General features: G+C 67.8%; 19 protein-coding genes and 1 tRNA gene. 7 read left to right on the top strand and 13 right to left on the bottom strand.

The features are described from left to right. Positions 1–51: 51 nt before the first annotated feature. The 4 genes from MET9862_RS11150 to MET9862_RS11135 all read left to right on the top strand — a co-directional run bounded on the left by MET9862_RS11150 (position 52) and on the right by MET9862_RS11135 (position 4,234). Complete coding sequence (locus MET9862_RS11150) at positions 52–489, top strand: GlcG/HbpS family heme-binding protein (RefSeq protein ID WP_142583028.1); 438 nt, start codon at positions 52–54, stop codon at positions 487–489. Beyond that, complete coding sequence (locus MET9862_RS11145; protein WP_142583027.1) at positions 489–2,075, top strand: peptide ABC transporter substrate-binding protein; 1,587 nt, start codon at positions 489–491, stop codon at positions 2,073–2,075. The genes MET9862_RS11150 and MET9862_RS11145 overlap by 1 nt, the downstream gene beginning before the upstream one ends. 150 nt (positions 2,076–2,225) lie before the next feature. Next, a complete protein-coding gene (locus MET9862_RS11140; protein ID WP_142583026.1) occupies positions 2,226–3,149 on the top strand; it encodes an ABC transporter permease in 924 nt (307 codons plus the stop codon). After that, positions 3,146–4,234, top strand: a complete 1,089-nt coding sequence (locus MET9862_RS11135; protein WP_244612672.1) for an ABC transporter permease — start codon at positions 3,146–3,148, stop codon at positions 4,232–4,234. Before MET9862_RS11140 ends, MET9862_RS11135 begins: the two co-directional genes overlap by 4 nt. Positions 4,235–4,339: 105 nt before the next feature. On the opposite strand, the gene garD is transcribed toward MET9862_RS11135, so the two are convergent. Beyond that, positions 4,340–5,902: a galactarate dehydratase gene (gene garD / locus MET9862_RS11130; protein WP_142583025.1), complete on the bottom strand. Its 1,563-nt coding sequence runs from the start codon at positions 5,900–5,902 to the stop codon at positions 4,340–4,342. Positions 5,903–6,154: 252 nt separating this feature from the next. Between garD and glpD the strand changes: the two genes are divergently transcribed. Next, positions 6,155–7,690, top strand: a complete 1,536-nt coding sequence (gene glpD / locus MET9862_RS11125) for a glycerol-3-phosphate dehydrogenase (RefSeq protein ID WP_142583024.1) — start codon at positions 6,155–6,157, stop codon at positions 7,688–7,690. Between the two features lie 22 nt (positions 7,691–7,712). Beyond that, positions 7,713–9,206, top strand: coding sequence for a glycerol kinase GlpK (gene glpK / locus MET9862_RS11120; RefSeq protein WP_142583023.1), 1,494 nt, complete (start codon positions 7,713–7,715; stop codon positions 9,204–9,206). 6 nt (positions 9,207–9,212) lie between these two features. Here glpK and MET9862_RS11115 read toward each other — a convergent pair whose 3' ends face one another. Then, complete coding sequence (locus MET9862_RS11115) at positions 9,213–10,130, bottom strand: LysR family transcriptional regulator (RefSeq protein ID WP_142583022.1); 918 nt, start codon at positions 10,128–10,130, stop codon at positions 9,213–9,215. Positions 10,131–10,224: 94 nt separating this feature from the next. On the opposite strand from MET9862_RS11115, the gene MET9862_RS11110 reads away from it, so the two are divergent. Further along, the gene (locus MET9862_RS11110) at positions 10,225–11,181 is read left to right on the top strand and encodes an NAD-dependent epimerase/dehydratase family protein (RefSeq protein ID WP_142583021.1); all 957 of its coding nucleotides are present in this window, start codon (positions 10,225–10,227) and stop codon (positions 11,179–11,181) included. Positions 11,182–11,251: 70 nt separating this feature from the next. Here MET9862_RS11110 and rpoC read toward each other — a convergent pair whose 3' ends face one another. The 11 genes from rpoC to MET9862_RS11055 all read right to left on the bottom strand — a co-directional run. After that, on the bottom strand, positions 11,252–15,460 hold the full coding sequence (gene rpoC, locus MET9862_RS11105; RefSeq protein WP_142583020.1) for a DNA-directed RNA polymerase subunit beta': 4,209 nt from the start codon (positions 15,458–15,460) through the stop codon (positions 11,252–11,254). A gap of 167 nt (positions 15,461–15,627) precedes the next feature. Then, positions 15,628–19,755 carry a DNA-directed RNA polymerase subunit beta gene (gene rpoB, locus MET9862_RS11100; protein ID WP_142583019.1) on the bottom strand — a complete coding sequence of 1,376 codons (4,128 nt, stop codon included), beginning with the start codon at positions 19,753–19,755 and terminating at the stop codon, positions 15,628–15,630. Positions 19,756–19,998: 243 nt separating this feature from the next. Further along, the gene (gene rplL, locus MET9862_RS11095; protein ID WP_142583018.1) at positions 19,999–20,379 is read right to left on the bottom strand and encodes a 50S ribosomal protein L7/L12; all 381 of its coding nucleotides are present in this window, start codon (positions 20,377–20,379) and stop codon (positions 19,999–20,001) included. Between the two features lie 56 nt (positions 20,380–20,435). Further along, positions 20,436–20,954: a 50S ribosomal protein L10 gene (gene rplJ / locus MET9862_RS11090; RefSeq protein ID WP_142583017.1), complete on the bottom strand. Its 519-nt coding sequence runs from the start codon at positions 20,952–20,954 to the stop codon at positions 20,436–20,438. Between the two features lie 494 nt (positions 20,955–21,448). Further along, complete coding sequence (locus MET9862_RS11085; protein WP_142583016.1) at positions 21,449–23,092, bottom strand: B12-binding domain-containing radical SAM protein; 1,644 nt, start codon at positions 23,090–23,092, stop codon at positions 21,449–21,451. 128 nt (positions 23,093–23,220) lie between these two features. Next, the gene (gene rplA, locus MET9862_RS11080) at positions 23,221–23,919 is read right to left on the bottom strand and encodes a 50S ribosomal protein L1 (RefSeq protein WP_142583015.1); all 699 of its coding nucleotides are present in this window, start codon (positions 23,917–23,919) and stop codon (positions 23,221–23,223) included. 10 nt (positions 23,920–23,929) lie between these two features. Continuing rightward, positions 23,930–24,379, bottom strand: coding sequence for a 50S ribosomal protein L11 (gene rplK / locus MET9862_RS11075; protein WP_142583014.1), 450 nt, complete (start codon positions 24,377–24,379; stop codon positions 23,930–23,932). A gap of 229 nt (positions 24,380–24,608) precedes the next feature. Continuing rightward, complete coding sequence (nusG, locus tag MET9862_RS11070) at positions 24,609–25,142, bottom strand: transcription termination/antitermination protein NusG (RefSeq protein ID WP_142583013.1); 534 nt, start codon at positions 25,140–25,142, stop codon at positions 24,609–24,611. Between the two features lie 49 nt (positions 25,143–25,191). Continuing rightward, positions 25,192–25,488 (bottom strand): preprotein translocase subunit SecE, encoded by a 297-nt coding sequence (gene secE, locus MET9862_RS11065; RefSeq protein WP_142583012.1) that lies wholly within the window; start codon positions 25,486–25,488, stop codon positions 25,192–25,194. A 219-nt stretch (positions 25,489–25,707) separates the two neighbouring features. After that, positions 25,708–25,784: transfer RNA gene (locus tag MET9862_RS11060), tRNA-Trp, on the bottom strand. Positions 25,785–25,974: 190 nt separating this feature from the next. Then, positions 25,975–26,068 (bottom strand): EF-Tu C-terminal domain-related protein (locus tag MET9862_RS11055; protein ID WP_497756007.1); only part of this gene is annotated, 94 nt, incomplete at its 5' end.

Raw genomic sequence — 26,068 nt, 5'->3', positions numbered from 1 at the left:
CCGCGCAGCCATTGTCGTTCCCCCTCGTCTTCCCCCTCGGATCGTGAGCCGATGACCGACCTGACGCTCGAAGCCGCCCGGACCATCGTCTCGGCCGCCCTGGAGGCGGCGCGGGCGCGTGGACTGAAGCCACTCGCCGTGGTTGCATATGACGCACGCGGTTCTCTGAAATGTGTCCAGGCGGAGGACGGAACCTCCCTGCGGCGCGTCGAGGTCGCGCAGGGCAAGGCGAATGGCGCGCTCGCCCTCGGGCTCGGCTCGCGCGCCTTGCACGCACGGGCGGAGACGCAGGCCTATTTCGTGACCGCCGTCGCCGAGATCGCCGGCCCCGCCGGACTCGTGCCGGTTCCGGGCGGCGTGCTGATCCGCAATCGGGAGGGCCGCCTCCTCGGTGCGGTTGGCATCTCGGGCGACTCCTCGGACAACGATGAGATCTGTGCCGTCACAGGTATCGAGGCGGCCGGCCTCGTCGCGGAGACCGGGGCCTGATCCGCCTGCGCCGCCGCGACTGGCTGCTCGGCGCGGCGGCCTCGGCCACCCTCCCCGCTTGCGCTGCGAGCGCCGCCCTCTACCGACGCGGCAACGACGCCGACCCGGAGACCCTGGATCCGCACCGCTCCTCGACGGTCGCCGAGGCGCATATCTTGCGCGACCTGTTCGAGGGCCTGCTGACCTACGACAATCGCGGCGCCATCATCCCGGGCGCTGCGGAATCCTGGGCCATCTCGGCGGACGCCCTCACCTACACCTTCCGCCTGCGGCCCGATGGACGCTGGTCGAACGGCGAACCGGTGGAGGCCAGCGCCTTCGTCTACGCCTTGCGGCGCATTCTGAAGCCGGAAACGGCGGCGAAATACGCCGAGGTACTCTACCCGCTCCGCAACGCCGCCGCGCTGAATCGCGGAGAGGCGCCGCCCGAGGCGCTCGGCGTCTCCGCGCCCGATCCGCGCACCCTGGTGATCAGCCTCGACAAGCCGACGCCCTATCTGCTCGAACTGCTCACACACCAGACTGCGTTGCCGGTGCATCAGCGCTCGCTGGAGCGCTACGGCGACGCCTTCACCCGGCCAGGCAACCTCATCTCGAACGGCGCCTATGCCCTGCGCGCCCTGGTGCCGAACGACCGCATCACCTTGGCGCGCAATCCGCATCACTACGCGGCGGCCGAGATCGGCATCGCGGAGGTCGCGTTCATCCCGACGCCGGATCTCGCCGGCGCGGTGCGCCGCTTCGCGGCCGGCGAACTCGATTCGCTCGCGGATCTACCCGGCGACCAGATGGCCTCGCTGCGCCGCCGCTTCGGCGATCAGGTGGTCCTGGGCCCCGCGCTCGGCCTCTACGCCCTCGCCGTCAATACGCGCAAAGCGCCCTTCGACGATCTGCGCGTGCGCCGCGCCCTCTCCCTGGTCATCGACCGCGCCTATCTCGCCGAGGCGCTCTGGGGCGGCACGATGAGCCCGGCCTTCTCGCTCTGCCCGCCAGGCCTCGATAACTACCGCGACCCGCCGGAGACGGCGGGACGGACAGGCCTGCCCATCGACCACGAGGCGGAGGCGCGCCGGCTGCTCCAAGAGGCCGGTTTCGGGCCGGGCCGCCCGCTGCGCGTCGAGTACCGCTTCAACACGACCGACAACAACCGCAACACGGCGATCGCGATCGCCGAGATGTGGCGCGATCTCGGCATCGAGACCCGCTTCATCTACACCGACGCCAAGACCCATTTCGCCCATCTGCGCGACGGCGGCGACTTCGACGTGGCCCGGATGTCCTGGATCGCCGACTACGCCGACCCGCAGAACTTCCTGTTCCTCCTGCGCTCCGGCAATGACGGCCTGAATCCTGGCCGCTACGCCAATCCCGATTACGACAGGCTGCTCGACGCGGCGGCTGGCGAGCGCGACGTGGCCGCTCGGGCCGGACTGCTCGCCCGCGCCGAGGCGATCTTGATGCGAGACTTGCCCTGGATCCCGGTGATGCACACCCGGTCCAAGGCCCTGATCAGCCCGCGCCTGCACGGCTTCCACCCGAACCTGCGCAACGTCGCGCCGACCCGCTTCCTGAGGCTCGATGCGTGAGATGGCGGAGGGTGCGGCGACCGGCGGGTCTGTGGAGCGCGTTCCGGACGAATCGCGGATTTCCTGTCCCGATCGGCAGAGAGGACGGGTCGCGTCCATCATCGGTCCCGGTTCCCGACAGGGCGGGCACGCTGTAACGGCGTGCGCGGCATGATCGGCCTCGTCCTGCGCCGGCTCGCCCAGTCCGTTCCGACCCTGTTCGTGGTGCTGGCAGGGAGCTTCCTGCTGACACGGCTCGCGCCCGGCGGTCCGTTCGACCTGGAGCGTCCGCTTGCGCCGGCCGCGATGGAGAATCTGCGCAGGGTCTACGGCCTCGACCAGCCGCTGCCCGTGCAGTTCGGCCGCTACCTCGCGGCCCTGATGCGCGGTGATCTCGGTCCCTCCTTTTCATTCCGCGATCTCACCGTCGCCGATCTGCTCGCACGTGCTCTGCCGGTCTCGATGACGCTCGGCGGCCTCGCCCTGTCGCTCGCGCTCGGCCTCGGGATCGGGCTCGGCAGCCTCGCGGCCCTGCGTCGCGGCAGCTTCCTCGACCGCGCGATCGGATTCGGGGCTGCTCTCAGCCTGTCGGTGCCGAGCTTCGTCGTAGCGCCGCTGCTGCAGATCGCCTTCGGTCTCAGTCTACGCTGGCTGCCCCTGAGCGGGTGGGAGGGCGGGAGCCCAGCCCATCTGATCCTGCCGGTGGCGACGCTCGCCCTGCCTCACATCGGCGCGGTCGCGCGGCTCACGCGCGCCTCGCTCGCCGAGGCGCTCTCCGCCCAGCCGGTGCGGACCATGCGCAGCCTCGGCCTCCCGCCGCTCCGCGTGCTCCGCCATGCCCTGCGCGGCGCGCTCCTGCCGGTCATCGCGCTTGCGGGGCCCTTGGCCGCGGGACTGCTCACCGGCTCGGTGGTGGTCGAGACGATCTTCGGCCTGCCGGGAGTCGGACGTTACTTCGTCGAAGGGGCGCTGAACCGGGACTACACCCTGGTCATGGGCACGGTGGTGCTCGTCGGTGTCCTCGTGGTCGCCTTCAACCTCGTCGCCGATCTGATGGCGGCCTGGGCCGACCCACGCCTGAGGCTCGGACGGTGATCGGCGACCGGCCGCTCGGGCGCCTCCTTCGCGATCCCGGTGCCCTCCTGTCCCTCGGCGTGCTCGTCCTGATCACGCTGGCCTGCCTCGCCGGCCCCCGGCTCACCGGCCACACGCCGGAGCGCAGCTACCCGGACCTGCGCCAGTTGCCTCCGGGGCTCGCGGCAGAGCCGAGTCCGGAGCGCCTGCGCGCCGCCCTCGACCGGATCGTGTACCGTATGCGCGCCCGCATCGAGGAGGCCGCCGTCACGGATGGCACCCTCCGCCTCGTGCTTGCCGCCGATGGCGGGGTGGACAGACGCAGCCTCGTCTACCTGCCCCGCTCCGACCTCGTCGGTGCGCCCCGCATCGTGGACGCGTCCGAGGGCGACCGGCGCCTCGTCGTGGAGGCGCCTGTGCGGCGCCTCCGCTTCCTCCTCGGCACCGACGTGCATGGCCGGGACCTGCTTACCCGCAGCCTGGTTGCGGGCCGCGTCTCCCTCCTGATCGGTCTGACGGCGACGCTCGCCGCGCTCCTCATCGGCGTCCTCTACGGCGCGGTCTCAGGCTATCTCGGCGGGGTGGTCGATGCGCTGATGATGCGGATCGTCGACATCCTCTACGCCCTGCCCTTCGTATTCTTCGTGATCGTGCTGGTGGTGGTGTTCCGGCCCGGTCTCGGGCTGATCCTGGTCGCCATCGCCGCGGTCGAATGGCTCGACATGGCCCGCATCGTGCGCGGCCAAGCGCAGACCCTGCGCACACGCGATTTCGTCCGCGCGGCCCGCGCCCTGGGCCTCGGCCCCCGCGCCATACTAGCCCGTCACATCCTGCCGAATGCCCTCGGACCGATCGCGGTGGCGGCGACCCTGATCGTGCCACGGGTGATCCTGACGGAGAGCTTCCTGTCCTTCCTCGGGCTCGGCGTGCAGGAGCCGCAGACCAGTTGGGGCGTCCTCGTCGCCGAGGGGGCGCGGGCGATCGAATCGGCCCCGCATATGCTGGCGGCTCCGGCCTGCTTTCTCGTCGCAACCCTCGTGGCGTTGAACACGCTGGGCGACCGGTTGGCGGACGCGCTCGACCTGCGCCGGAGCCGCTCCGCCTAGGCCTCCGAAAGAGGCGGTCTCACGCGTCCGGAGCCGACCTGTCGACGCCTGGCTTTCGTGACGCGGCCTCGGGTCGGTATGAATGGGGCCGGGATCGGCCGGCTGTCAGGTGATCGGCGCCGGATTGAACAGCGTCAGGTCGTTGTAGAGGCCCCAGCGGTCCGACCAGGGCCGCTTGCGCCCGCTCGCCACGTCGAGAATGAGGTGGAACAGTTCCCAGCCCATCTCTTCGATCGTGGATTGGCCGGTCGCGATGCGGCCGGCATCGAGGTCGATCAGGTCCGACCAGCGCTGGCTGAGTTCCGTCCGGGTCGCCACCTTGATCACGGGCGCCTGGGCCAGTCCGTAGGGGGTGCCGCGGCCGGTCGAGAAGACCTGTACGGTGATGCCGGAGGCGAGCTGCAGGGTGCCGCAGACGAAGTCGCTCGCTGGGGTCGCGGCGAAGATCAGGCCCTTCTCGCGCACGCGCTCGCCGGGGCTGAGCACGCCCGCGATGGCGCTGGTGCCGGATTTGGCGACCGAGCCCAGCGCCTTCTCGACGATGTTGTTGAGGCCGCCCTTCTTGTTGCCGGGCGATGGGTTGGCGCGCCGATCCGCGCCGCCCTTCTCGAGGTAGGCGTCGTACCAGGCCATCTCGCGGATCAGCGCGTCGGCCACCTCGGGCGTCGCGGCGCGCGGCGTGAGGAGGTGGATCGCGTCGCGCACCTCCGTCACCTCGGAGAACAGGACGGTAGCCCCGCAGCGCACCAGCAGGTCGGCGGCGAAGCCCAGCGACGGGTTGGCGGTGACGCCGGAGAAGGCATCGCTGCCGCCGCATTGCAGCCCGACCACCAACTCGGAGGCCGGGCAGGTCTCGCGGCGGCGCTGGTCGAGCACCGCGAGGCGTGCCTCGGCCATCGCCATGATGCTCTCGATCATGCTGCCGAAGCCCTCGTGGCGCTCGTCCTGCAGGCGGACCACGCTGTCCTCGGCCGCGCCCTTGCCCGCCGGGACGAGGCGCTCGGAGACGAGCTTCTCGCAGCCGAGGCCGACCACCATCACCTCGCCGCCGAAATTCGGGTTCCTGGCGAGGCTCTGCAGGGTCCGGATCGGGATGCCGGCCTCGGGCGCGTTGATCGCCACGCCGCAGCCATAGGCGTGGGTCAGGCCGATCACGTCGTCGACGTTCGGAAAGCGCGGCAGCAGCTCCTCACGGATGCGCTTGACGGCCACGTCGAGGGTGCCGGTCACGCATTGCACGCTGGTCGAGATCGCCAGGATGTTCTTGGTGCCGACGCTGCCATCCGGGTTGCGGAAGCCCTCGAAGGTGTAGCCGTCGAGCGGCGGCAGCGCAGCCGGCACCCGCGTGGCCTTCTCCAGGGCGTCGAGCGCCGGCGCGATCGGGGTCTCGACGCAGGATTCCTCGACCCAGGAGCCCTCCGGGATGAAGCGCAGGGCGATCCCGACCACCTCGCCGTAGCGGCGGACATGACCGCCCTCCGGAATGTCGGCGAGCGCCACCTTGTGGCCCTGCGGCACGAATTCGCGGAGCGTCAGCCCGTCCGGAAACACCGTCCCGGCCGGCAGGCCGAAGGCGTTGACGACGATGGCGACGTTATCGTCGGCGTGAAGGCGGATGGTGCGCGGCGCGTCGCCCTCGGCGCGCGCTGTGGTCTCGGCGCTCAGCATCGGTTCCTCCCGCTGGATCTGCGGTGCCGGCCCTGTCCCGACGCAACGCCGGTCGAGCCTGTTGACGAGGACGTTACGGCGCGGTCTCGCGCGGATCCAATGTTGAGTTTGGCTTGATTGTTGCCGATCCGGTCTCGATCTGGGTTCGGCTGCTGCGTCCGCGCATCAGTCGCCGCAAGGCTGCCTCGAAGCAGAGGGGTCCATCGCGAACGCCCGCCCTATATCGTGGCGGGACCAGGACGAGAGGACGCCTTGGACGGGCCTCGGACGATCTACGACCTCGCCGTGATCGGTGGCGGCGTCAACGGTTGCGGGATCGCCCGGGATGCCGCGGGCCGCGGCGCCCGCGTCGTACTGTTCGAGCGGGCCGACCTCGCCGCCGGCACCTCCTCGGCCTCGACCAAGCTGATCCACGGGGGGCTGCGCTATCTGGAGCAATACGCCTTCCGGCTCGTCCGGGAGGCTCTCGCCGAGCGCGCGGTGCTCTGGCGCAACGCGCCGCACATCGTCTGGCCGCTGCGCTTCGTCCTGCCCTACCAAAGCGCCATGCGCCCCGCCTGGCTGCTGCGCCTCGGCCTCCTGATCTACGATCATCTCGGCGGCCGCTCGGACCTGCCGGGCACCGAGAGCCTGGACCTTCGGCGCGACCCCGCCGGTGCGCCCCTGCACCCTGACGTGACGCGCGGCTTCGCCTATTCCGATTGCTGGGTCGATGATGCCCGGCTGGTCGTGCTCAATGCGGTGGATGCCGCGGAGCGCGGCGCCGACATCCGGGTTCGAACCCGGGTCGAGCGGGCCGAGCGTGTCGGAGGGCTCTGGCACCTGACCGTCACAGGACCCGAGGGCCCCTGCGAAGTCAGGGCTCGTGCCCTGGTCGACGCCTCGGGCCCCCGCGTCGGACGCCTGTTCGGCGGGACGGCGCCCGCAGTGCGCCTCGTCCAGGGCAGCCACATCGTCACCAAGCGGCTCTTCGCCCACGAGCGCGCCTACATCTTCCAGAATCCGGATCGGCGCATCGTCTTCGCGATTCCCTATGAGCGCGACTTCACCCTGATCGGCACGACGGATCGCGATTTTCACGGCGATCCCGCCCAGGTCGAGGCGAGCGCAGAGGAGATCGCCTATCTCTGCGCGGCGGCGAGCGCCTATTTCCGGAGCCCCGTGACCCCCGAGGACGTGGTCTGGACCTATTCGGGCCTGCGCCCGCTCTACGACGACGGCGCCTCGCAGGCGCAGGCCGCGACCCGCGACTATGTGCTCGCCCTCGACGCACCGGCCGCCGCCGCGCCGCGTCTCTCCGTCTACGGCGGCAAGATCACCACCTACCGACGGCTCGCCGAAACGGCTCTGGCCAAGCTCGGCCCCCACCTGCCCGCTCTGCGGCGAAACCGCGGCTGGACGGCCTCGGCGCCGCTGCCGGGCGGCGACTTTCCGGCGAGGGGCTACGATGCCCTCGTCGCGCAGCTGCATGCCTCCCGCCCGTGGCTTTCGGAGCGGCTCGCGGCCCGCCTCGCCCGGGCCTACGGAACCCGGGCGGAGCGGATCCTCGCCGGGGCGGTGGCGCTGTCGGATCTCGGCCGGTCCTTCGGCGCGGACCTGACCGAGGCCGAGCTGCGCTACCTCATGCAGGAGGAATGGGCGCGCGAGCCGGACGACGTGCTCTGGCGCCGTTCGAAGCTCGGCCTGCGCGTTACCGCCGAGGACAGGGCGGCGCTCGCGGCCTACATGACCGCCTCGCGTGCGGAACAGGCTGGGACGCATGCGATCCGCGAGGACGCCGCCCCGTAGACGCGACAGGGGAGTCGAACCGATGCCGCATTTCATCCTCGCCATCGATCAGGGCACCACCTCGACGCGATCGATCGTGTTCGACGCGCAGGCCCAGACCGTGGCTCATGCCCAGGAGGAGTTTCCCCAGCACTTCCCGGCCTCGGGCTGGGTGGAGCATGAGCCGGACGACCTTTGGGCGACGACGCTCGCCACCGCTCGGGCCGCGATGGCCCATGCCGGGCTGGAAGCCCGGGACATTGCCGGGATCGGCATCACCAACCAGCGCGAGACCACCCTGGTCTGGGATCGGGCGACCGGCGAGGCGGTCGGCCGCGCCATCGTCTGGCAGGACCGGCGCACGGCCCCCGCCTGCGCCCGGCTGCGGCAGGAGGGGCACGAGGCGCGTGTGACCGAGCGGACCGGCCTGCTCATCGACCCCTATTTCTCCGCCACCAAGATCGCCTGGATCCTCGACAACGTGCCGGGCGCCCGCGCCCGAGCCGAGCGCGGCGAACTCGCCTTCGGCACCGTCGATGGCTATCTGCTCTGGCGGCTGACCGGCGGCGCGGTTCACGCCATCGACGCGACCAACGCGTCCCGCACCCTGCTCTTCGACATCCATCGCGGCGTCTGGGACCGCGACCTGCTCGCCCTGTTCCGCGTTCCCGAGAGCCTGCTGCCCGAGGTGCGCGACTGCGCGGGCGAGTTCGGCGAGACCCTGCCCGAATGGTTCGGCGCGCCGATCCCGATCCGCGGCGTCGCCGGCGACCAGCAGGCGGCGATGGTGGGACAGGCCTGCTTTCGGCCGGGCATGATCAAGTCCACCTACGGCACCGGCTGCTTCGCGCTGGTGAATACGGGCCCGGAGGCGATCGCGTCCCGGAACCGTCTGCTCACCACCATCGCCTATCAGCTCGGTGGCGAGCGCACCTACGCCCTCGAAGGCTCGATCTTCGTGGCTGGCGCCGTGGTACAGTGGCTGCGCGACGGGCTCGGCCTGATCGGCCATGCGGCCGAGACGGGCCCTCTGGCGGCGGAGGCCGATCCCGAGCAGGATCTCTACCTCGTTCCCGCCTTCGTAGGCCTCGGCGCACCGCACTGGAATCCCGACGTGCGCGGCGCCCTGTTCGGGCTCACCCGCAATAGCGGCCCGGCCGAGTTCGCCCGGGCCGCGCTCGAGAGCGTCTGCTACCAGACCGTCGACCTCCTCGAGGCCATGCGGGCGGATTGGTGCGCCGAAGCCGGGACGGTGCTTCGCGTCGATGGCGGCATGGTCGCCTCGGACTGGACCATGCAGCGTCTCTGCGACCTTCTCGACGCTCCTGTCGATCGGCCGCGGATCCTGGAAACTACGGCGCTCGGCGCGGCCTATCTCGCTGGCCTCTCCGCAGGCCTCTACCCGGAGCCCGAGCGTTTCGCCGATCTCTGGCGCCTGGAGCGCCGGTTCCGGGTCGGCATGAGCGCCCCAACCCGAGACGCGAAGCTCGCCGGCTGGCGCCGGGCGGTGAAGGGGCTGCTCGCGAGCGTGGACTGACCACGCTCACGCGTCTTCTAATTCGGCCAGCCCGTGGCGCGCATAATCCGTGAAGGCCGCAACGAGATGATCGAACGTGACCGCGACGCGCGGCGTGCCGCGCAGATCCTCGTGTGTCACGATCCAGGTCTCGAGCCGATGCAGGACGAGGCCTGGCAAGACCGGCACGAGGCACGGATCGGCCCGACCCACCGGCTCCTGCAGCACGCCGATCCCGAGGCCGGCCCGGATGGCCGCGTGCTGGGCCACATGGCTGTCGGTGCGGATCGCGACCGCGGCACGTGCCATCGTCGGCGCGAGCGACGCGAGAAGGGCGAGATCGGCCGAAGCGCGGTCCGGACCGATCAAGTCGTGCGCCGCGAGGGCCGCGAGATCGGCGGGCGATCCTCGCCAGGCGACGTAGCCGCGGTGGGCGAAGAAGCACAGCGGGATCGTGCCGACCCGCTTGGCCACCAGCGCATCCTGCGACGGCTGGGACATGCGCACGGCGATGTCGGCTTCCTGTCCGAGCATATCCGCGGCGGCGTTGCTGAGCGCGAGCTCGACGCGCAAGTCGGGATGCGCCCGGCGCAAGGGCGCCAGCATCCGCGGCAGCAAGGTGATGCCGACGAACTCGGACGCGGTGATGCGCACCGTGCCACCGATCCGCCCCGGCGGATCCGAGGCGGCTCGGACGAAGGCATCGGACGCGCGTGCCATGCTCCGCACGTATTCTGCCAGCACGCGGGCCTGCTCGGTCGCGGCGAGCCCGTTGGGAGATCGGGTGAAAAGAGCCGTGCCGAGGGCGCGTTCGAGAGCCTCGATCCGCCGCCGCACGGTGGGCTGGGCGAGACCGAGCCGGCGCGCTGCATCGGATAGGCTGCCGCCGTCGAGGACGGCGAGGAAGGTCTTCTGGTCCTCCCAGTCGATCGCGCTTGCACTCATCAAGACATGATGAGCGGCTAAAGCTACCCTGACAATTCCGTCGAAGCTCGCCATCCGTCACGCTGCACCGGCAATCGCGTCTTGGAGAGCGGATATGCACGGAAAGACGGCCCTGGTTCTCGGCGCCACGGGCGGCGTCGGCGGGGTAGTGGCAGCGGCCCTCGTCGCGCGGGGGTGGCGGGTCCGCGGCCTGGCGCGGGACGTGGCGACGGCCTCGGCCCGCTGGGCAGGGCGCGGCCCGATCGACTGGATCGCGGGAGACGCCCTGGAGCGCGACGCGGTGATCCGCGCGGCAGACGGCGTCTCGGCCCTGGTCCACGCGGTGAACCCGCCGGGCTACCGACACTGGGACAGGCTGGTCCTGCCGATGGTCGAGAACAGCATCGCCGCCGCCCGGCGGGCCGGCGGCGCCCGGATCGTCCTGCCCGGCACCGTCTACAATTTCGACCCAACCCAGACGCCGGTCCTTGATGAGGACAGCCCGCAGGCACCTCAGACCTGCAAGGGTCGGGTCCGGGCCGAGATGGAGCGGCGGCTCGTTGGGGCGGCAGAGACCGGAGTGCCCTGCCTGATCGTTCGGGCAGGTGATTATTTCGGGCCCGGTGCCCGGTCGAGCTGGTTCCATCAGGTCATGGTGCGGCCGGGCGGCGGCATCCGCCGCATCGTCGATCCCAACGGCGCCGGGATCGGCCATAGTTGGGCCTACCTGCCTGATTTCGCGACGGCCGTCGTCGGACTGATGGAGTTGGGCGACCGCCTGCGCCCGTGCGAGCGTGTGCAGTTCGAAGGCCTCTGGGATAGCGATGGCAGCGCCCTGCCGGCCGCGATCCGGCGGGCAGCGGGCACGCAGTTGCCCCTGCATCGCTTCCCCTGGTGGCTGATGCGGTGCCTCTCCCCGTTCGGAGGCTTCCCGCGCGAAGTCGCCGAGATCGAGCCGCACTGGCGTCACCCCGTGCGCTTCGACAATCGCCGCTTGGTCGAACTGCTCGGAGCCGAACCGCGAACCCCGCTCGATGAGGCCGTGCGGGCCTCGCTCCGGCGCGGCCCGTGACAGGCCTTGCCCAAACGAAAAGGGCGGCCCCGAAGGACCGCCCTCTCCGATTCTCCTCGACCCGGCAGGATCACTCCGCCGCGGGCGGAAGCTCCTCGATCGGCTGAGCGCCGCTCTCGGCCTGCTTCTGCTGCAGGATCAGACCGTCGCGGCGGCGCGCGATCGAGCGGATGTCGGCCACCATCGATCCCGTGCCCGCCGGAATGAGCGAGCCGACGATGACGTTCTCCTTGAGGCCTTCCAGCGTATCGACCTTACCGTTGACCGCCGCCTCGGTGAGGACGCGGGTGGTCTCCTGGAACGAGGCCGCCGAGATGAAGGACTTCGTCTGGAGCGACGCCTTGGTGATGCCGAGCAGCACCGGCACGCCGACCACCGGCTTCTTGCCCTCCGCGAGCAGCTTCTCGTTGATCTCGGCCAGTTCGGTCCGGTCGATCTGATCACCCGGGATGATGTCGGAATCGCCGCTCTCGGTCACTTCGACCTTCTGCAGCATCTGCCGGACGATCACCTCGATATGCTTGTCGTTGATCGACACGCCCTGGAGCCGGTAGACCTCCTGGATCTCGTTGACGAGGTAGGCGGCAAGCTCCTCCACGCCCTTGATCGCCAGGATGTCGTGCGGCGCCGGGTTGCCGTCGACGATGTAGTCGCCGAGCTCGACCACGTCCCCGTCCTGCAAGTGAATGTGCTTGCCCTTAGGGATCAGGTACTCGACAGGCTCCGAACCGTCGTGCGGCGTCAGGGTCAGACGGCGCTTGTTCTTGTAGTCGCGGCCGAAGGCGATCGTCCCCGACTTCTCGGCGATGATCGCCGCATCCTTCGGCCGACGGGCCTCGAACAGCTCCGCCACCCGCGGCAGACCGCCGGTGATGTCGCGGGTCTTGGCCGAGTCGGTGGAGACGCGGGCGAGGATGTCGCCGGCCTTCACCCGGGCACCCGGATCGAAGCCGATGATGGCATCGACGGGCAGGAGGTAGCGGGCATCCGAGCCGCGCGGCAGCTTGATCGCCTTGCCGTCCTGATCGACGATGACCATCGCCGGCTTCAGATCGGAGGTCCGGGCCGAACCGCGCCAGTCGATGACGACGCGCTTCGAGATGCCGGTCGACTCGTCGGCCGTCTCGGTGATCGACTGCCCGTCGTACAGGTCCTCATAGGCCACGATGCCGTCGACCTCGGTGAGGATCGGACGGGTGTAGGGATCCCACTCGGCGATCCGCTGCCCGCGCTTGATCTTGTCACCCTCGTCGACGCGCACGCGCGCGCCGTACTGGAGACGGTGCACCGCGCGCTCGGCGCCATCGGAGCCGACCACCACGACCGCCACGTTACGGCCGGTGGCGACCAGATCGCCGTCCGAGTTCTTGGCGAGAGCCCGGTTGCGGATCCTGATCGTGCCCTCGAAGCTCGACTCGATGAAGGACGAGTCGGCGATCTGGGCCGCGCCGCCGATGTGGAAGGTGCGCATGGTGAGCTGGGTGCCCGGCTCGCCGATCGACTGCGCCGCGATGACGCCGACGGCCTCGCCCATGTTGACGGGCGTGCCGCGGGCGAGATCGCGCCCGTAGCAGGTGGCGCAGACGCCACTCTTCGTCTCGCAGACGAGCACGGAGCGGATCTTCACCTCCTGGATGCCGGCGGCCGTGATCGCCGGCAGGTGCTTCTCCTCGATGGTCTCGCCGGTCGCCACGATGACCGTGCCGTCCTGGGCGACCAGATCCTCCGCCGTGGCGCGGCCGAGGATGCGGGTCGCCAGCGACGCGACCACCTGGCCGGCATCGACGATGGCCCGCATGCGGATCCCGTTCGTGGTGCCGCAATCCGTCTCGCGGATGACCGCGTCCTGCGCCACGTCGACCAGACGACGGGTCAGGTAGCCGGAATTGGCGGTCTTGAGCGCCGTGTCCGCCAGACCCTTCCGGGCGCCGTGGGTCGAGTTGAAGTACTCGAGAACGTCGAGGCCTTCCTTGAAGTTCGAGATGATCGGCGTCTCGATGATCTCGCCCGACGGCTTGGCCATGAGGCCGCGCATGGCCGCGAGCTGCTTCATCTGCGCCGGCGAGCCACGGGCGCCCGAGTGGCTCATCATGTAGATCGAGTTGACCTGCTTGTCGGCGCCGTTCTCGTCCTTCTGGACCGCCGAGATGCGGCCCATCATCTCCTGGGCGAGCTTGTCGGAGCACTTCGCCCAGGCATCGACCACCTTGTTGTACTTCTCGCCCTGCGTGATCAGGCCGTCGTTGTACTGCTGCTCGTAGTCCTTCACGAGCGCACGGGTGGTGTCGACGATCGACCACTTGTTGTCCGGCACGACCATGTCGTCCTTGCCGAACGAGATGCCGGCGCGGAAGGCGTGGGTGAAGCCGAGACCCATGATGCGGTCACAGAAGATCACCGACTCCTTCTGACCGCAATGGCGGTAGACGGTGTCGATCATCGCCGAGATTTCCTTCTTGGTCATCAGCTTGTTGACGACGTCGAAGGGCACCTTGCGGTGGCGCGGCAGCGCGCCCGAGAGGATCACGCGGCCCGGCGTGGTGTCGTAGATCCGGGTCACCGGCTCGCCGTCGGGGCCGAGGCCCTTCCAACGCCACTTGATCTTCGAGTGCAGCGAGACGGCCTTGGCGGCCAGGGCGTGCTCAAGCTCGCCGAGATCGCCGTAGACGCCCTGCATCGGGTTCTCTTTGTTGTCGGCCTTGTACTCGCCGACCGCGCCCTCGGCGACGATCGAGAGGTAGTACAGGCCGAGAACGATGTCCTGCGAAGGCACGATGATCGGCTGGCCGTTGGCCGGGTGCAGGATGTTGTTCGTCGACATCATCAGGACGCGCGCCTCCAGCTGAGCCTCGAGGCTCAGGGGGACGTGCACGGCCATCTGGTCACCGTCGAAGTCGGCGTTGAACGCGGCGCAGACCAGCGGGTGGAGCTGGATCGCCTTGCCCTCGATCAGCTTCGGCTCGAAGGCCTGGATGCCGAGGCGGTGCAGCGTCGGGGCGCGGTTCAGCATCACCGGATGCTCGCGGATCACCTCATCGAGGATGTCCCAGACTTCCGGCTTCTCCTTCTCGACGAGTTTTTTCGCCTGCTTCACCGTGGCGGAGAAGCCCTTGGCGTCCAGCCGCGCGTAGATGAACGGCTTGAACAGCTCCAGCGCCATCTTCTTCGGCAGGCCGCACTGGTGCAGCTTCAGCTCCGGTCCGACCACGATGACCGAGCGGCCCGAGTAGTCGACGCGCTTGCCGAGCAGGTTCTGGCGGAAGCGGCCCTGCTTGCCCTTCAGCATGTCGGCGAGCGACTTCAGCGGGCGCTTGTTGGCGCCCGTGATGACGCGGCCGCGGCGTCCGTTGTCGAACAGCGCGTCGACCGCCTCCTGAAGCATGCGCTTCTCGTTGCGGATGATGATGTCCGGGGCGCGAAGCTCGATCAGGCGCTTGAGGCGGTTGTTGCGGTTGATGACGCGGCGGTAGAGATCGTTGAGATCCGATGTGGCGAAGCGGCCGCCATCCAGCGGGACCAGCGGGCGCAGGTCCGGCGGGATCACGGGCACGACAGTCAGGATCATCCACTCGGGACGGTTGCCGGACAGCTGGAACGCCTCGATGATCTTGAGACGCTTCAGGAGCTTCTTCGGCTTCAGCTCCGAGGTGGTGACCGCGATCTCCTCACGCAGGTCGTTCGCGATCTTGTCGAGATCGAGTTCCTGCAGGATGCGCCGGATGGCCTCGGCGCCGATCATCGCGGTGAAGGAATCCTCGCCATACTCCTCCTGCGCCCGCAGATACTCCTCCTCCGAGAGAAGCTGACGCTCCTTCAAAGGCGTTAGGCCGGGCTCGATGACGCAGTAGGATTCGAAGTAGAGAATGCGCTCCAAGTCCTTGAGCGCCATATCGAGCAACAGGCCAATCCGGCTCGGCAGCGACTTCAAGAACCAGATATGGGCGACGGGCGCCGCGAGCTCGATATGGCCCATGCGGTCGCGCCGGACGCGCGCGAGTGTGACCTCGACGCCGCACTTCTCACAGATGACGCCCTTGTACTTCATGCGCTTGTACTTGCCGCACAAGCACTCGTAGTCCTTGATGGGTCCAAAAATGCGCGCGCAGAACAGGCCGTCGCGCTCAGGCTTGAATGTCCGGTAGTTGATCGTCTCGGGCTTCTTGATCTCGCCGTAGGACCAGGACAGGATTTTCTCGGGCGACGAGATCGAGATCTTGATCTGGTCGAAGCTCTGAGGCTGGGCCTGCTGGTTGAAAAGGTTCATGACCTCTTGGTTCATGATCCGCTCCTTGCTGACGGGCTGCGCCGCGCCATGCGCCGCCGCGTCTGGAAAAAACTGAAGCGCCCGGCGCCACCCTGCCGCCGTCCGCCGTTCTGGAGGCCCCGCCCCTCCCCGCTCGGATCGTGCCGGCGGACCACGCCGGCACGGGAGGTGTCGTTTCGAGACTACTCGGCCGCGTTGGCCGGCGGCTCCAGCTGATCGTTGGCCGCGCCCTGCTTGGAGTTCGTCAGCTCGACGTTGAGGCCGAGCGAGCGCATCTCCTTCACGAGCACGTTGAAGCTCTCGGGGATGCCAGCCTCGAAGGTGTCGTCGCCGCGGACGATCGCTTCGTAGACCTTGGTGCGGCCGGCCACGTCGTCCGACTTCACCGTGAGCATCTCCTGCAGCGTGTAGGCCGCGCCGTAGGCCTCCAGCGCCCAGACCTCCATCTCGCCGAAGCGCTGGCCGCCGAACTGCGCCTTGCCGCCCAGAGGCTGCTGGGTGACGAGCGAGTACGGGCCGATCGAGCGCGCGTGGATCTTGTCGTCCACGAGGTGGTGGAGCTTCAGCATGTAGATGTAGCCCATCGTCACCTTACGGTCGAAAGGCTCGCCGGTGCGCCCGTCGTAGAGGGTCGACTGACCCGAACGGTCGAGCCCGGCCATCTCCAGCATCGCCTCGATGTCCGCCTCCTTGGCGCCGTTGAATACCGGGGTGGCCACCGGAACGCCGCGGCGCAGGTTGTTGCCGACCTGAGCCAGTTCCTCGTCCGACAGCCCCTCAAGCTCGGCGGGCGCGTAGATCGCCTGCATCTCCTCGCGCAGCGGGGCGATGTCCTGGCTCTTCAGATAGGCATCGACGGCCTTGGACACCTTGCGACCCAGGCCCGCAGCCGCCCAGCCGAGATGCGTCTCGAGGATCTGGCCGACATTCATGCGGCTCGGCACGCCGAGCGGGTTGAGCACGATGTCGGCGTGCGTGCCGTCCTCCAGGAAGGGCATGTCCTCGATCGGCACGATGCGCGACACGACACCCTTGTTGCCGTGGCGGCCAGCCATCTTGTCGCCGGGCTGGATCTTGCGCTTCACCGCCACGAAGACCTTGACCATCTTCATAACGCCGGGCGGAAGCTCGTCGCCGCGCTGCAGCTTCTCGACCTTGTCGAGGAAGCGCTGTTCGAGGCGCTTCTTCGACTCGTCGTATTGCTTCTGCATCGCCTCCATCTCAGTCATGAGACGGTCATCGACGACGGCGAACTGCCACCATTGCGAGCGCGGGTACTCGTTGATGAGCTCGCGGGTAAGCGTCGTGTCCTTGCGGAAGCCCTTCGGACCGGCGATCGGCGACTGCCCGATGAGCACGTCCGCGAGACGGGCATAGGTGTTGCGGTCGAGGATCGCCTGCTCGTCGTCGCGGTCCTTGGCCAGGCGCTCGATCTCTTCGCGTTCGATGGCCTGTGCGCGCTCATCCTTGTCGACGCCGTGCCGGTTGAACACCCGCACCTCGACGATGGTGCCGGTGACGCCCGGCGGCACGCGCAGGGAGGTGTCGCGAACGTCCGAGGCCTTCTCGCCGAAGATGGCGCGAAGCAGCTTCTCCTCCGGCGTCATCGGGCTCTCGCCCTTCGGCGTGATCTTGCCGACGAGGATGTCGCCGGCGTGGACCTCGGCACCGATATAGACGATGCCCGCCTCGTCGAGGTTCTTGAGCGCCTCCTCGGAGACGTTCGGGATGTCGCGGGTGATCTCCTCCGGCCCGAGCTTGGTGTCGCGGGCCATCACCTCGAATTCCTCGATGTGGATCGAGGTGAACACGTCATCCTTCACGATCCGCTCGGAGAGCAGGATCGAGTCCTCGAAGTTGTAGCCGTTCCACGGCATGAACGCGACGAGCACGTTGCGGCCGAGCGCGAGCTCGCCGAACTCGGTCGAGGGACCGTCGGCGATGATCTCACCCTTCTTCACGAACTCGCCGACGCGGACCAGCGGCTTCTGCGTGATGCAGGTCGACTGGTTGGAGCGCTGGAACTTCTGCAGGCGGTAGATGTCGACGCCCGGCTTGTTGGCGTCGGCCTCCTCGGTGGCGCGGATGACGATACGGGTCGCGTCCACTTGGTCGATGATGCCGGTGCGGCGGGCAGCGATGGCAGCGCCCGAATCGCGGGCGACCACGGCCTCCATGCCGGTGCCAACGAAGGGCGCGTCGGCGCGAACCAGCGGCACCGCTTGGCGCTGCATGTTCGAACCCATTAGAGCGCGGTTGGCGTCATCGTTCTCAAGGAACGGGATCAGCGCCGCGGCGACCGAGACGAGCTGCTTCGGCGACACGTCCATGAGATCGACGCGCTCGGGACCAACGACGATGACCTCGCCGGCGCGGCGGCAGACGACGAGGTCTTCCGTCAGCTTCCGGCTCTCGTCCATCGCAGCGTTTGCCTGCGCGACGTAGTACTTCGCCTCCTCCATGGCCGAGAGATAGGCGACCTCGTCGGTGACTACGCCATCGCGCACACGGCGGAACGGGGTCTCGATGAAGCCGTACTTGTTCACCCGCGCGAAGGTCGCGAGCGAGTTGATCAGGCCGATGTTCGGGCCCTCAGGCGTTTCGATCGGACAGATCCGGCCGTAATGGGTCGGGTGCACGTCGCGCACCTCGAAGCCTGCGCGCTCGCGGGTCAGGCCGCCCGGGCCGAGTGCCGAGAGGCGGCGCTTGTGCGTTACCTCGGAGAGCGGGTTGGTCTGATCCATGAACTGCGAGAGCTGCGACGAGCCGAAGAACTCGCGCACCGCGGCCGCCGCGGGCTTCGCGTTGATCAGGTCCTGCGGCATCACCGTGTCGATATCGACCTGGCTCATGCGCTCGCGGATGGCGCGCTCCATGCGGAGCAGGCCGAGCCGGTACTGGTTCTCCATCAGCTCGCCGACCGAGCGGACGCGGCGGTTGCCGAGGTGGTCGATGTCGTCGACCTCGCCCTTGCCGTCGCGCAGCTCCACCAGCGCCTTGACCACCGCCAGCATGTCCTCCTTGCGGAGCGTGCGAACGGTGTCGGCCGCGTCGAGATCGAGGCGCATGTTCATCTTCACGCGTCCGACGGCCGAGAGATCGTACCGCTCGGCATCGAAGAATAGCGAGTGGAACATTGCCTCCGCGGTCTCGAGCGTCGGCGGCTCGCCCGGGCGCATGACGCGGTAAATGTCGAACAGCGCACCCTCGCGGGCCGAGTTCTTGTCGACAGCCAGCGTGTTGCGGATGTAGGGGCCGACATTGACGTGGTCGATATCGAGCACCGGCAGCTCGGTGACGCCGACATCGTCCAGCGCCTTCAGCAGCTTGTCGGTGATCTCCTCACCAGCCTCGGCCCAGATCTCGCCGGTCTGCATATTGACGAGATCCTCGGCCACGTACTGGCCGACCAGATCCTCATCCGTTGCCTTTAGGAACTTCGTGCCCTTCTCGGCAATAAGACGCGCGTTGCGGGCGTTGAGTTTCTTGCCCGCCTCGAGCACGACCTCCCCGGAATCGGCATCGACCAGATCGACGGTCGCCTTGAAGCCCTTCAGCCGCTCGGCATCGAAGGGCACGCGCCAGTCGGCACCATCGCGGTCGTAGACCACGCGGTTGTAGAAGGTCGAGAGGATCTCCTCGCCATCGAGCCCGAGCGCGAAAAGCAGCGCGGTCACCGGCAGCTTGCGCTTGCGGTCGATGCGGACGTGCACGATGTCCTTGGCGTCGAATTCGACGTCGAGCCAGGAGCCGCGATAGGGGATGATGCGCGCGGCGAAGAGCAGCTTGCCCGACGAGTGCGTCTTGCCCTTGTCGTGGTCGAAGAACACGCCCGGCGAACGGTGCATCTGTGAGACGATGACGCGCTCGGTGCCGTTGACGATGAAGGTGCCGTTTTCCGTCATCAGGGGCATGTCGCCCATGTAGACGTCCTGCTCCTTGATGTCCTTGACCGACTTCGCCTGGGTGTCCGGATCGACATCGAACACGATCAGGCGCAGCGTCACCTTGAGCGGGGCGGCGAAGGTGATGCCGCGCTGGCGGCACTCGTCCACGTCGTATTTGGGCGGCTCAAAGGTGTAGCGCACGAACTCGAGCAATGCGGTCGAGGCGAAGTCCGAGATCGGGAACACGGACTTGAATACGCTCTGCAGGCCCTCGTCGGCCCGGCCGCCCTCGGGCTCGTCCACCATCAGGAACTGGTCGTAGGACGCCTTCTGAACCTCAATGAGGTTCGGCATCTCGGCGACTTCCTTGATCTTGCCGAAGAACTTCCGAATGCGCTTGCGACCGACCAGCGTGTTGGCCATGTGACCTCGCTCCTACCCGCGTCCTGGTTGCCCGGGGAAGCGCAGCTCCCGCACCGGGCGCGTGGCGCGCGCCCCGCCGGACCGCGCCACCCGTCTCGAAATTCCGTCGGGCCCGTTTCAGGGACCACCGGCCGCCTCTGAAGCGACCTTAGCCCGCGGGTGCGAACACCCGCGGGCTGCGGTCACGGTCGGTTCTTTGCGATCCGCCGTGGAACGATGGGCCGAAGACGGCCCATCGGGGCGTTACTTGAGCTCGACCTTGGCGCCGGCCTTCTCGAGCTGGGCCTTGAGCTTCTCAGCCTCGTCCTTGGCGACGGCCTCCTTGACGGGCTTCGGAGCGCCTTCAACGAGGTCCTTGGCCTCCTTGAGGCCGAGGCCGGTGATCGCGCGGACCTCCTTGATGACCTCGATCTTCTTGTCGCCGGCCGAAGCGAGCACGACCGTGAACTCGGTCTGCTCCTCGGCGGCGGCAGCGGCGCCACCACCGGCCGCGGGGCCGGCAGCCACGGCGACGGCAGCGGCGGCGGAGACGCCCCACTTCTCTTCGAGCATCTTGGCGAGGTCGGCGGCCTCGAGAACGGTCAGCGACGAGAGGTCATCGACGAGCTTGGCGAGATCAGCCATGATTCACTGTCCTTGATATCGGTTTGAACGGAAGGGTTTTAAAGGGGCGAACGACCTTAGGCCGCCTCGTCCTTCTTGGCATAGGCCCCGAACACGCGGGCGAGCTTGGCTGCCGGCGCGTTGACGACCTGGGCGACCTTGGTCGCGGGAGCCTGGATGAGGCCCACGATCTTGGCACGCAGTTCGTCGAGGGACGGGAGCGAGGCGAGCGCCTTCACGCCGTCCGGGTTCAGGGCGGTCTTCCCCATGGCGCCGCCGAGGATCACGAGCTTGTCGTTGGCCTTGGCGAAATCCACCGCAACCTTGGCGGCCGCGACCGGATCGCCCGAATAGGCGAGGAGGGTCGGGCCCTTCAGGAGGGGCTTGATGGAGGCGACGTCCGTGCCATCGAGAGCGATGCTGGCAAGGCTGTTCTTGGCGACCTTCACGGTGGCGCCGGCCTGCTTCATCTGCGCGCGCAGCTTCTGCATGTCGGCCACCGTGAGGCCCTTGTAGTGGGCCACGACGACGACGGCGCTGTTCGAGAACACGCCGTTGAGCGTCGAGACAAGATCAGCTTTTGCTGTCCGGTCCACTGGGCTCTCTCCGGTTGGCGGAACCCGTTGCGGGTCCGCCGGTTGCACATGCCGCCGGGAACGGACTCGGCCTTGGGTAAGACCGGGAACGTCCTCATGCGACGTCTCACGGCCCTGTCCCCGGAGAACCTCGTAAGGGCCTTCGGGTGAGATGGTTCAAACCGATACCTCTCCGCGGCCTGCCGGCCCTGAAGAGGGTTCTGAAATTCGGTCTTCCCCGTCTGTGCAGGCTGGGGGATTAAGCCGGCGGGCCGGCACCTGCAGTCTCGGACAGGACATGGCCGGACACGGCGCCGCCAGGCTTTCTCGCCCATCGTCGCCTTCCGGCCAAAACCGCCCAGTCACCTAGGCGGATCGTCTTTCGAGGCGAAACCTTACGGCTCCGCTCCGAGGATCCTATGATCGCGTGGCGCTGTATAGAGGCTGGTGAGCCGCCTGCCAAGGGCTAAAGCGCGACTTTTCTGCCGCAGGCAAGAGTCCTGCGGTACCCCCGCTCAAGCGGCCTCCCGCTCCGGCACGAGCTTGCGGCGCGCGTTCTCCCACCAGCCTCGCTCCTGCGCGGCCTTCGTCTCAGCAGCCTTCGCGGCGTAGAACGAGGCATTGTGCTCGCCGCGGAGCGCCTCGCGCGTGAACCGGATCAGGTGATGGGCGACGAAGCCCATGTTGAAGACCGCTTCGATCTGGCCGCGCCTCAGCGCATAGCCCGCCGCGCTCCAAAACGCCCGGCGGTAATCCGAGAACAATCCGACCCGGGTGATGATATTGAACCCGAGAATCAGGCCGCGGCGGAGATTGGTGGCTGTGAGCTTGCCCGCGGTCGGCGTGACGATTCGGTTCGGATAAGTCACGTCGCACTGGTGCTTGAAACGTTCGAAGATCTTCTCCGGGGCATAGGCGTGGCTGATCGCCCGGCGCCAGCTTCCCACCACGGTATCGTGGGGGCGCTTGAACAACACGTTCGACTCGAGGCTCGCGTCGTGGACGAGACGTCCTTCCCGCTCCAACCTGTCCCAGAGAGGTGTCTTCGGCAGGGCCTGGAGGAGATTGATCGTCAGGACAGGAATCGCCGATCGGTCGATGAAGTCGATCAGGTTTTGCTCGGAACGATCGGTATCCGTGTCAAGGCCCAGGATGATGCCGGAGGTGACCTCAAGGCCGTAGGAATTGAGCGTCTCGATCGCCTCGTACATCGGCACGGCGGCGTTGTGGGTCTTGTCGATGCTCTTGAGAGCGTCGGCTTCGGGCGTCTCGATCCCGACGAAGACCGTCATGAAATTTGCCTGGCGCATCAGCTCGAGGATCTCGGGCTGCTTGGCCATGTTGAGCGTCGCCTCGCAGGCAAACTGCAGCGGATAGTTGTTCCGCTTCTGCCATTCCACGAGATGCGGCAGCATCTCTCGCGTCGCCCTGCGGTTGCCGATGAAATTGTCATCGACGAAATAGACAACCGCCGGGTGGCCGGGCTGGCTGATGATGCGATCGAGTTCGGCGCACATCTGTTCCGGGCTCTTCAAGCGCGGCTGGCGGCCGTAAAGCTGCGGAATGTCGCAGAATTCGCAGCGATACGGACAGCCCGAAGAGAACTGCAGCGAGCCGATCAGGTAGCGCTTCAAGGGCACACGGTCGTAGGCTGGCGCTGGGAAGTCGGAGAGGGCGAGCCGTTCCTTCGTCTCGAGCACGACCTGTGCGGGCGGGGCATCCAGACCGGCGTCGAGGATCTCGACCAAGCGATCGGTCGCGTCCCCGATCTCACCGATATGGAGATAGTCGAAATCGACGTATTTCTCCGGCGCTCCCGACACGGAGGGGCCGCCGAGCACCGTAACCTTGCCGGCCGCCTTCGCCCGATCGCGGATCTCGTGGATCTGCGGCTCTTGGATGTGCATGCCCGAGACGAAGACAGCGTCCGCCCAGGCAAAGTCGTCCGCGCTCGCGCGGCGGATATTCTCATCGATGAAGCGGCACTCCCAACCTTCCGGCAGGTAAGCCGCAATGAGCAGCAGGCCCTGGGGTGGCATGAAGGCCTTGACACCTCCCATCAGAGGGTAGGCGTGAGAAAAGGTGCCGAAGGACGGCGTGTAGGCGGGAAAGACGCATAGGATGCGTCGGGTGGAGGAGACCGGCAGGGTGCATCTCATAGGGCGCTATCTAGCACAGGCGGAGGGAATGGCGCCCCCTCGGCGTGAAGTTCCGTGTGAGAAGCCGCACACGAAAAAAAGCCCGGCCGTCGCCGGCCGGGCTTCCTCAATTTCGGTCTACGCGTGCCTCAGGCGGTGAGGACCGTGCTCGGCTCGACCTTCACGCCCGGGCCCATCGTCGAAGTGACGGCGATGCGCTGGATATAGGTGCCTTTCGCACCGGCAGGCTTCGCCTTGGCGACGGCGTCCGCAAAGGCCTTGATGTTCTCAATGAGCTTCTGCTCATCGAAGGAGACCTTGCCGATGCCGGCATGGACGATGCCGGCTTTCTCGACGCGGAACTCGACGGCGCCGCCCTTGGCGGCTCCGACGGCGCCCTTCACGTCCATGGTGACGGTTCCGACCTTCGGGTTCGGCATCAGGCCGCGCGGGCCCAGCACCTTACCGAGACGACCGACGAGCGGCATCATGTCCGGGGTCGCGATGCAGCGATCGAACTCGATCTTGCCGCCCTGAACGATCTCGAGAAGATCCTCGGCGCCCACGATGTCGGCACCCGCCGCCTTGGCGTCGTCCGCCTTGGCGCCACGGGCGAAAACCGCCACGCGGACCGTGCGGCCCGAGCCGTTCGGCAGGTTGCAGACGCCACGGACCATCTGGTCGGCATGGCGGGGATCGACGCCGAGATTCATGGAGATCTCAACGGTCTCGTCGAACTTGGCGTTGGCCTTGGCCTTCACCATCGAGATCGCCTCGGACAAGCCGTAGAGCTTGGTCGGATCGATGCCCTCGCGGGCGGCGCGGATGCGCTTGCCTTCCTTAGCCATGCTGCCCTCCTTACGCGACGACTTCGAGGCCCATGGCTCGCGCGGAGCCACGGATCATCGCGACGGCCGATTCGACCGAGTCGCAGTTCAGGTCGGGCATCTTCTTCTCGGCGATCTCGCGAAGCTGCGCCTCGGTGATCTTCCCGACAGTGGGGCCCTTGCCCGGGGTCTTGGAGCCGGAGGCCGGCTTCTTGCCGAGCTTCAGGCCCACTGCCTTCTTGAGGAAGAAGGTGACCGGGGGCTGCTTCATCTCGAAGGTGAAGGAGCGGTCCTGATACGCGGTGATGATCACCGGAATCGGGGTGCCCTTCTCCATCTGCGCGGTCTTCGCGTTGAAGGCCTTGCAGAATTCCATGATGTTGAGGCCGCGCTGACCGAGCGCGGGGCCGATCGGCGGCGACGGATTTGCGGCGCCGGCCGGGACCTGAAGCTTCACGTAGCCCGTGATCTTCTTCGCCATGGGACTGCTCCCAAGAAATGCGCGTCGCCGCGCTGCCTAGGCACGGTCGGACGGGCGGTTGCAGGTCGCGGTGCGGACCGATGCTCCCGGCGGCGAACCGGGCGGGCCTCCCGCGTATGGTGGTGCCGCCGAACAGGGCCGGCGACGGCTTTCACGGCGGGGCTCGAGGCCCTACCGGAAGGAGAGCGGCCTACCCTGAGTGGAGAGGCCGCGAAAGCGAGAAATTCGTTCAGGCCTTCTCGACCTGGGCGTATTCAAGCTCGACCGGCGTGGCGCGGCCGAAGATCGACACTGCCACTTTGAGACGGGAGCGGCTCTCGTCGACTTCCTCGACGGTGCCGTTGAAGCTCGCAAAGGGTCCGTCCGATACGCGCACCGTCTCACCGACCTCGAAGGAGATTGACGGCTTCGGACGATCGACGCCCTCGGCGACCTGACCCTTGATGCGTTCTGCCTCAGCATCCGGGATCGGAACCGGCTTCGACTTGTCAGCGCCAAGGAAGCCCGTGACCTTGGGCGTGTTCTTGATGAGGTGGTAGACCTCGTCGGTGAGATCGCACTTCACCAGCACGTAGCCGGGAAAAAACTTGCGCTCCGCGTCAACCTTCCGACCGCGGCGCACCTCGGTCACCTTTTCGGTCGGTACCATCACTTCGTCGAAGAGGTCGGTCAGCCCGCGCTGGGCCGCCTGATCCTTGATGGATTGAGCGACCTTGTTCTCGAAGTTCGAGTAGGCGTGGACGATGTACCAGCGCTTCGACACGGTTCGGTTCAACTCCGGACGGCGGGGTATCAAGGCCCCGCGCTGAAACTCAAAGGCCGAGGATCAGGCCGACGGCGTAGCGCATCGCCTGGTCCACCGCGGTGAAGAACACGCTCGCCAGGACCACCATCACGAAGACCATGATCGTGGTGACCGTGGTCTCCCGGCGCGTCGGCCAAGTGACCTTGCGGCCCTCGTCGCGCACCTGGGACAGGAACTCGACCGGGCCCACGCGCTTCTGCGCGGGCCGCTGCGGCGGGACCTGGCGGGGCGGCGTCGGCACGGCGGTACCGCGCGGGGTGCCGCGGGCCTGATCCACCTTCTTGGTCGCTTCGTTCGATGCCATGGCGCCGGGGCTTCGTGCTCTTTCAGAGACTATCTGTTCTCAAACGTCGGTGGTCGAGCCGGCCCGGACACCGCCTCCGGGAACGAGCCATCAGGTGCCCGGGGCTTCTGCCCAGCCCGCACCGACGGTCAACAGGGATCTCGGAGTGCGCCCGCTCTAGCGCAAGTCGCGCGCCTTGTCGACAGGGCCCGAAATCGCGAAGAGCAGGACAGGATGGGATGGCAGGAGTGGAGGGACTCGAACCCGCAACCTCCGGTTTTGGAGACCGGCGCTCTGACCAGTTGAGCTACACTCCTAGGCGGCGCCTTCCGGCGCGCGGCCTGTCATTGCCGCAAGGCGGCTCAGGATGCAAGCGCGATCGACGCGCATTTCGCGGGAGAGTGTGGGAAGTTTCCGCGAAACGCGAAAGGGGCCGGCAAAAGCCGGCCCCTTTCTGGATCTCGCTAGGCGAGCGTATCAGCGACGCGCTGCGCCCGCCCAGGAGGCTCAGTCGTTGATGGCGGCGACGACGCCGGCACCGACGGTGCGGCCGCCCTCGCGGATGGCGAAGCGCAGCTTCTCCTCCATGGCGACCGGGGTG

This window comes from Methylobacterium symbioticum (assembly GCF_902141845.1).
GTDB classification, from domain to species: domain Bacteria; phylum Pseudomonadota; class Alphaproteobacteria; order Rhizobiales; family Beijerinckiaceae; genus Methylobacterium; species Methylobacterium symbioticum.
The sequence above is the reverse complement of the archived record's forward strand: the minus strand, read 5'-3'. Positions and strand labels throughout refer to the sequence as shown.

What these genes read in the sequence shown, in the direction of transcription:
- MET9862_RS11150 (WP_142583028.1), top strand. Translation starts at nt 52, where the DNA reads ATGACCGACCTGACGCTCGAAGCCGCCCGGACCATCGTCTCGGCCGCC.
- MET9862_RS11140 (WP_142583026.1), top strand. Translation starts at nt 2,226, where the DNA reads ATGATCGGCCTCGTCCTGCGCCGGCTCGCCCAGTCCGTTCCGACCCTG.
- garD (WP_142583025.1), bottom strand. Translation starts at nt 5,902, where the DNA reads ATGCTGAGCGCCGAGACCACAGCGCGCGCCGAGGGCGACGCGCCGCGC.
- glpK (WP_142583023.1), top strand. Translation starts at nt 7,713, where the DNA reads ATGCCGCATTTCATCCTCGCCATCGATCAGGGCACCACCTCGACGCGA.
- MET9862_RS11115 (WP_142583022.1), bottom strand. Translation starts at nt 10,130, where the DNA reads ATGAGTGCAAGCGCGATCGACTGGGAGGACCAGAAGACCTTCCTCGCC.
- MET9862_RS11110 (WP_142583021.1), top strand. Translation starts at nt 10,225, where the DNA reads ATGCACGGAAAGACGGCCCTGGTTCTCGGCGCCACGGGCGGCGTCGGC.
- rpoC (WP_142583020.1), bottom strand. Translation starts at nt 15,460, where the DNA reads ATGAACCAAGAGGTCATGAACCTTTTCAACCAGCAGGCCCAGCCTCAG.
- rpoB (WP_142583019.1), bottom strand. Translation starts at nt 19,755, where the DNA reads ATGGCCAACACGCTGGTCGGTCGCAAGCGCATTCGGAAGTTCTTCGGC.
- rplL (WP_142583018.1), bottom strand. Translation starts at nt 20,379, where the DNA reads ATGGCTGATCTCGCCAAGCTCGTCGATGACCTCTCGTCGCTGACCGTT.
- MET9862_RS11085 (WP_142583016.1), bottom strand. Translation starts at nt 23,092, where the DNA reads ATGAGATGCACCCTGCCGGTCTCCTCCACCCGACGCATCCTATGCGTC.
- rplA (WP_142583015.1), bottom strand. Translation starts at nt 23,919, where the DNA reads ATGGCTAAGGAAGGCAAGCGCATCCGCGCCGCCCGCGAGGGCATCGAT.
- rplK (WP_142583014.1), bottom strand. Translation starts at nt 24,379, where the DNA reads ATGGCGAAGAAGATCACGGGCTACGTGAAGCTTCAGGTCCCGGCCGGC.
- secE (WP_142583012.1), bottom strand. Translation starts at nt 25,488, where the DNA reads ATGGCATCGAACGAAGCGACCAAGAAGGTGGATCAGGCCCGCGGCACC.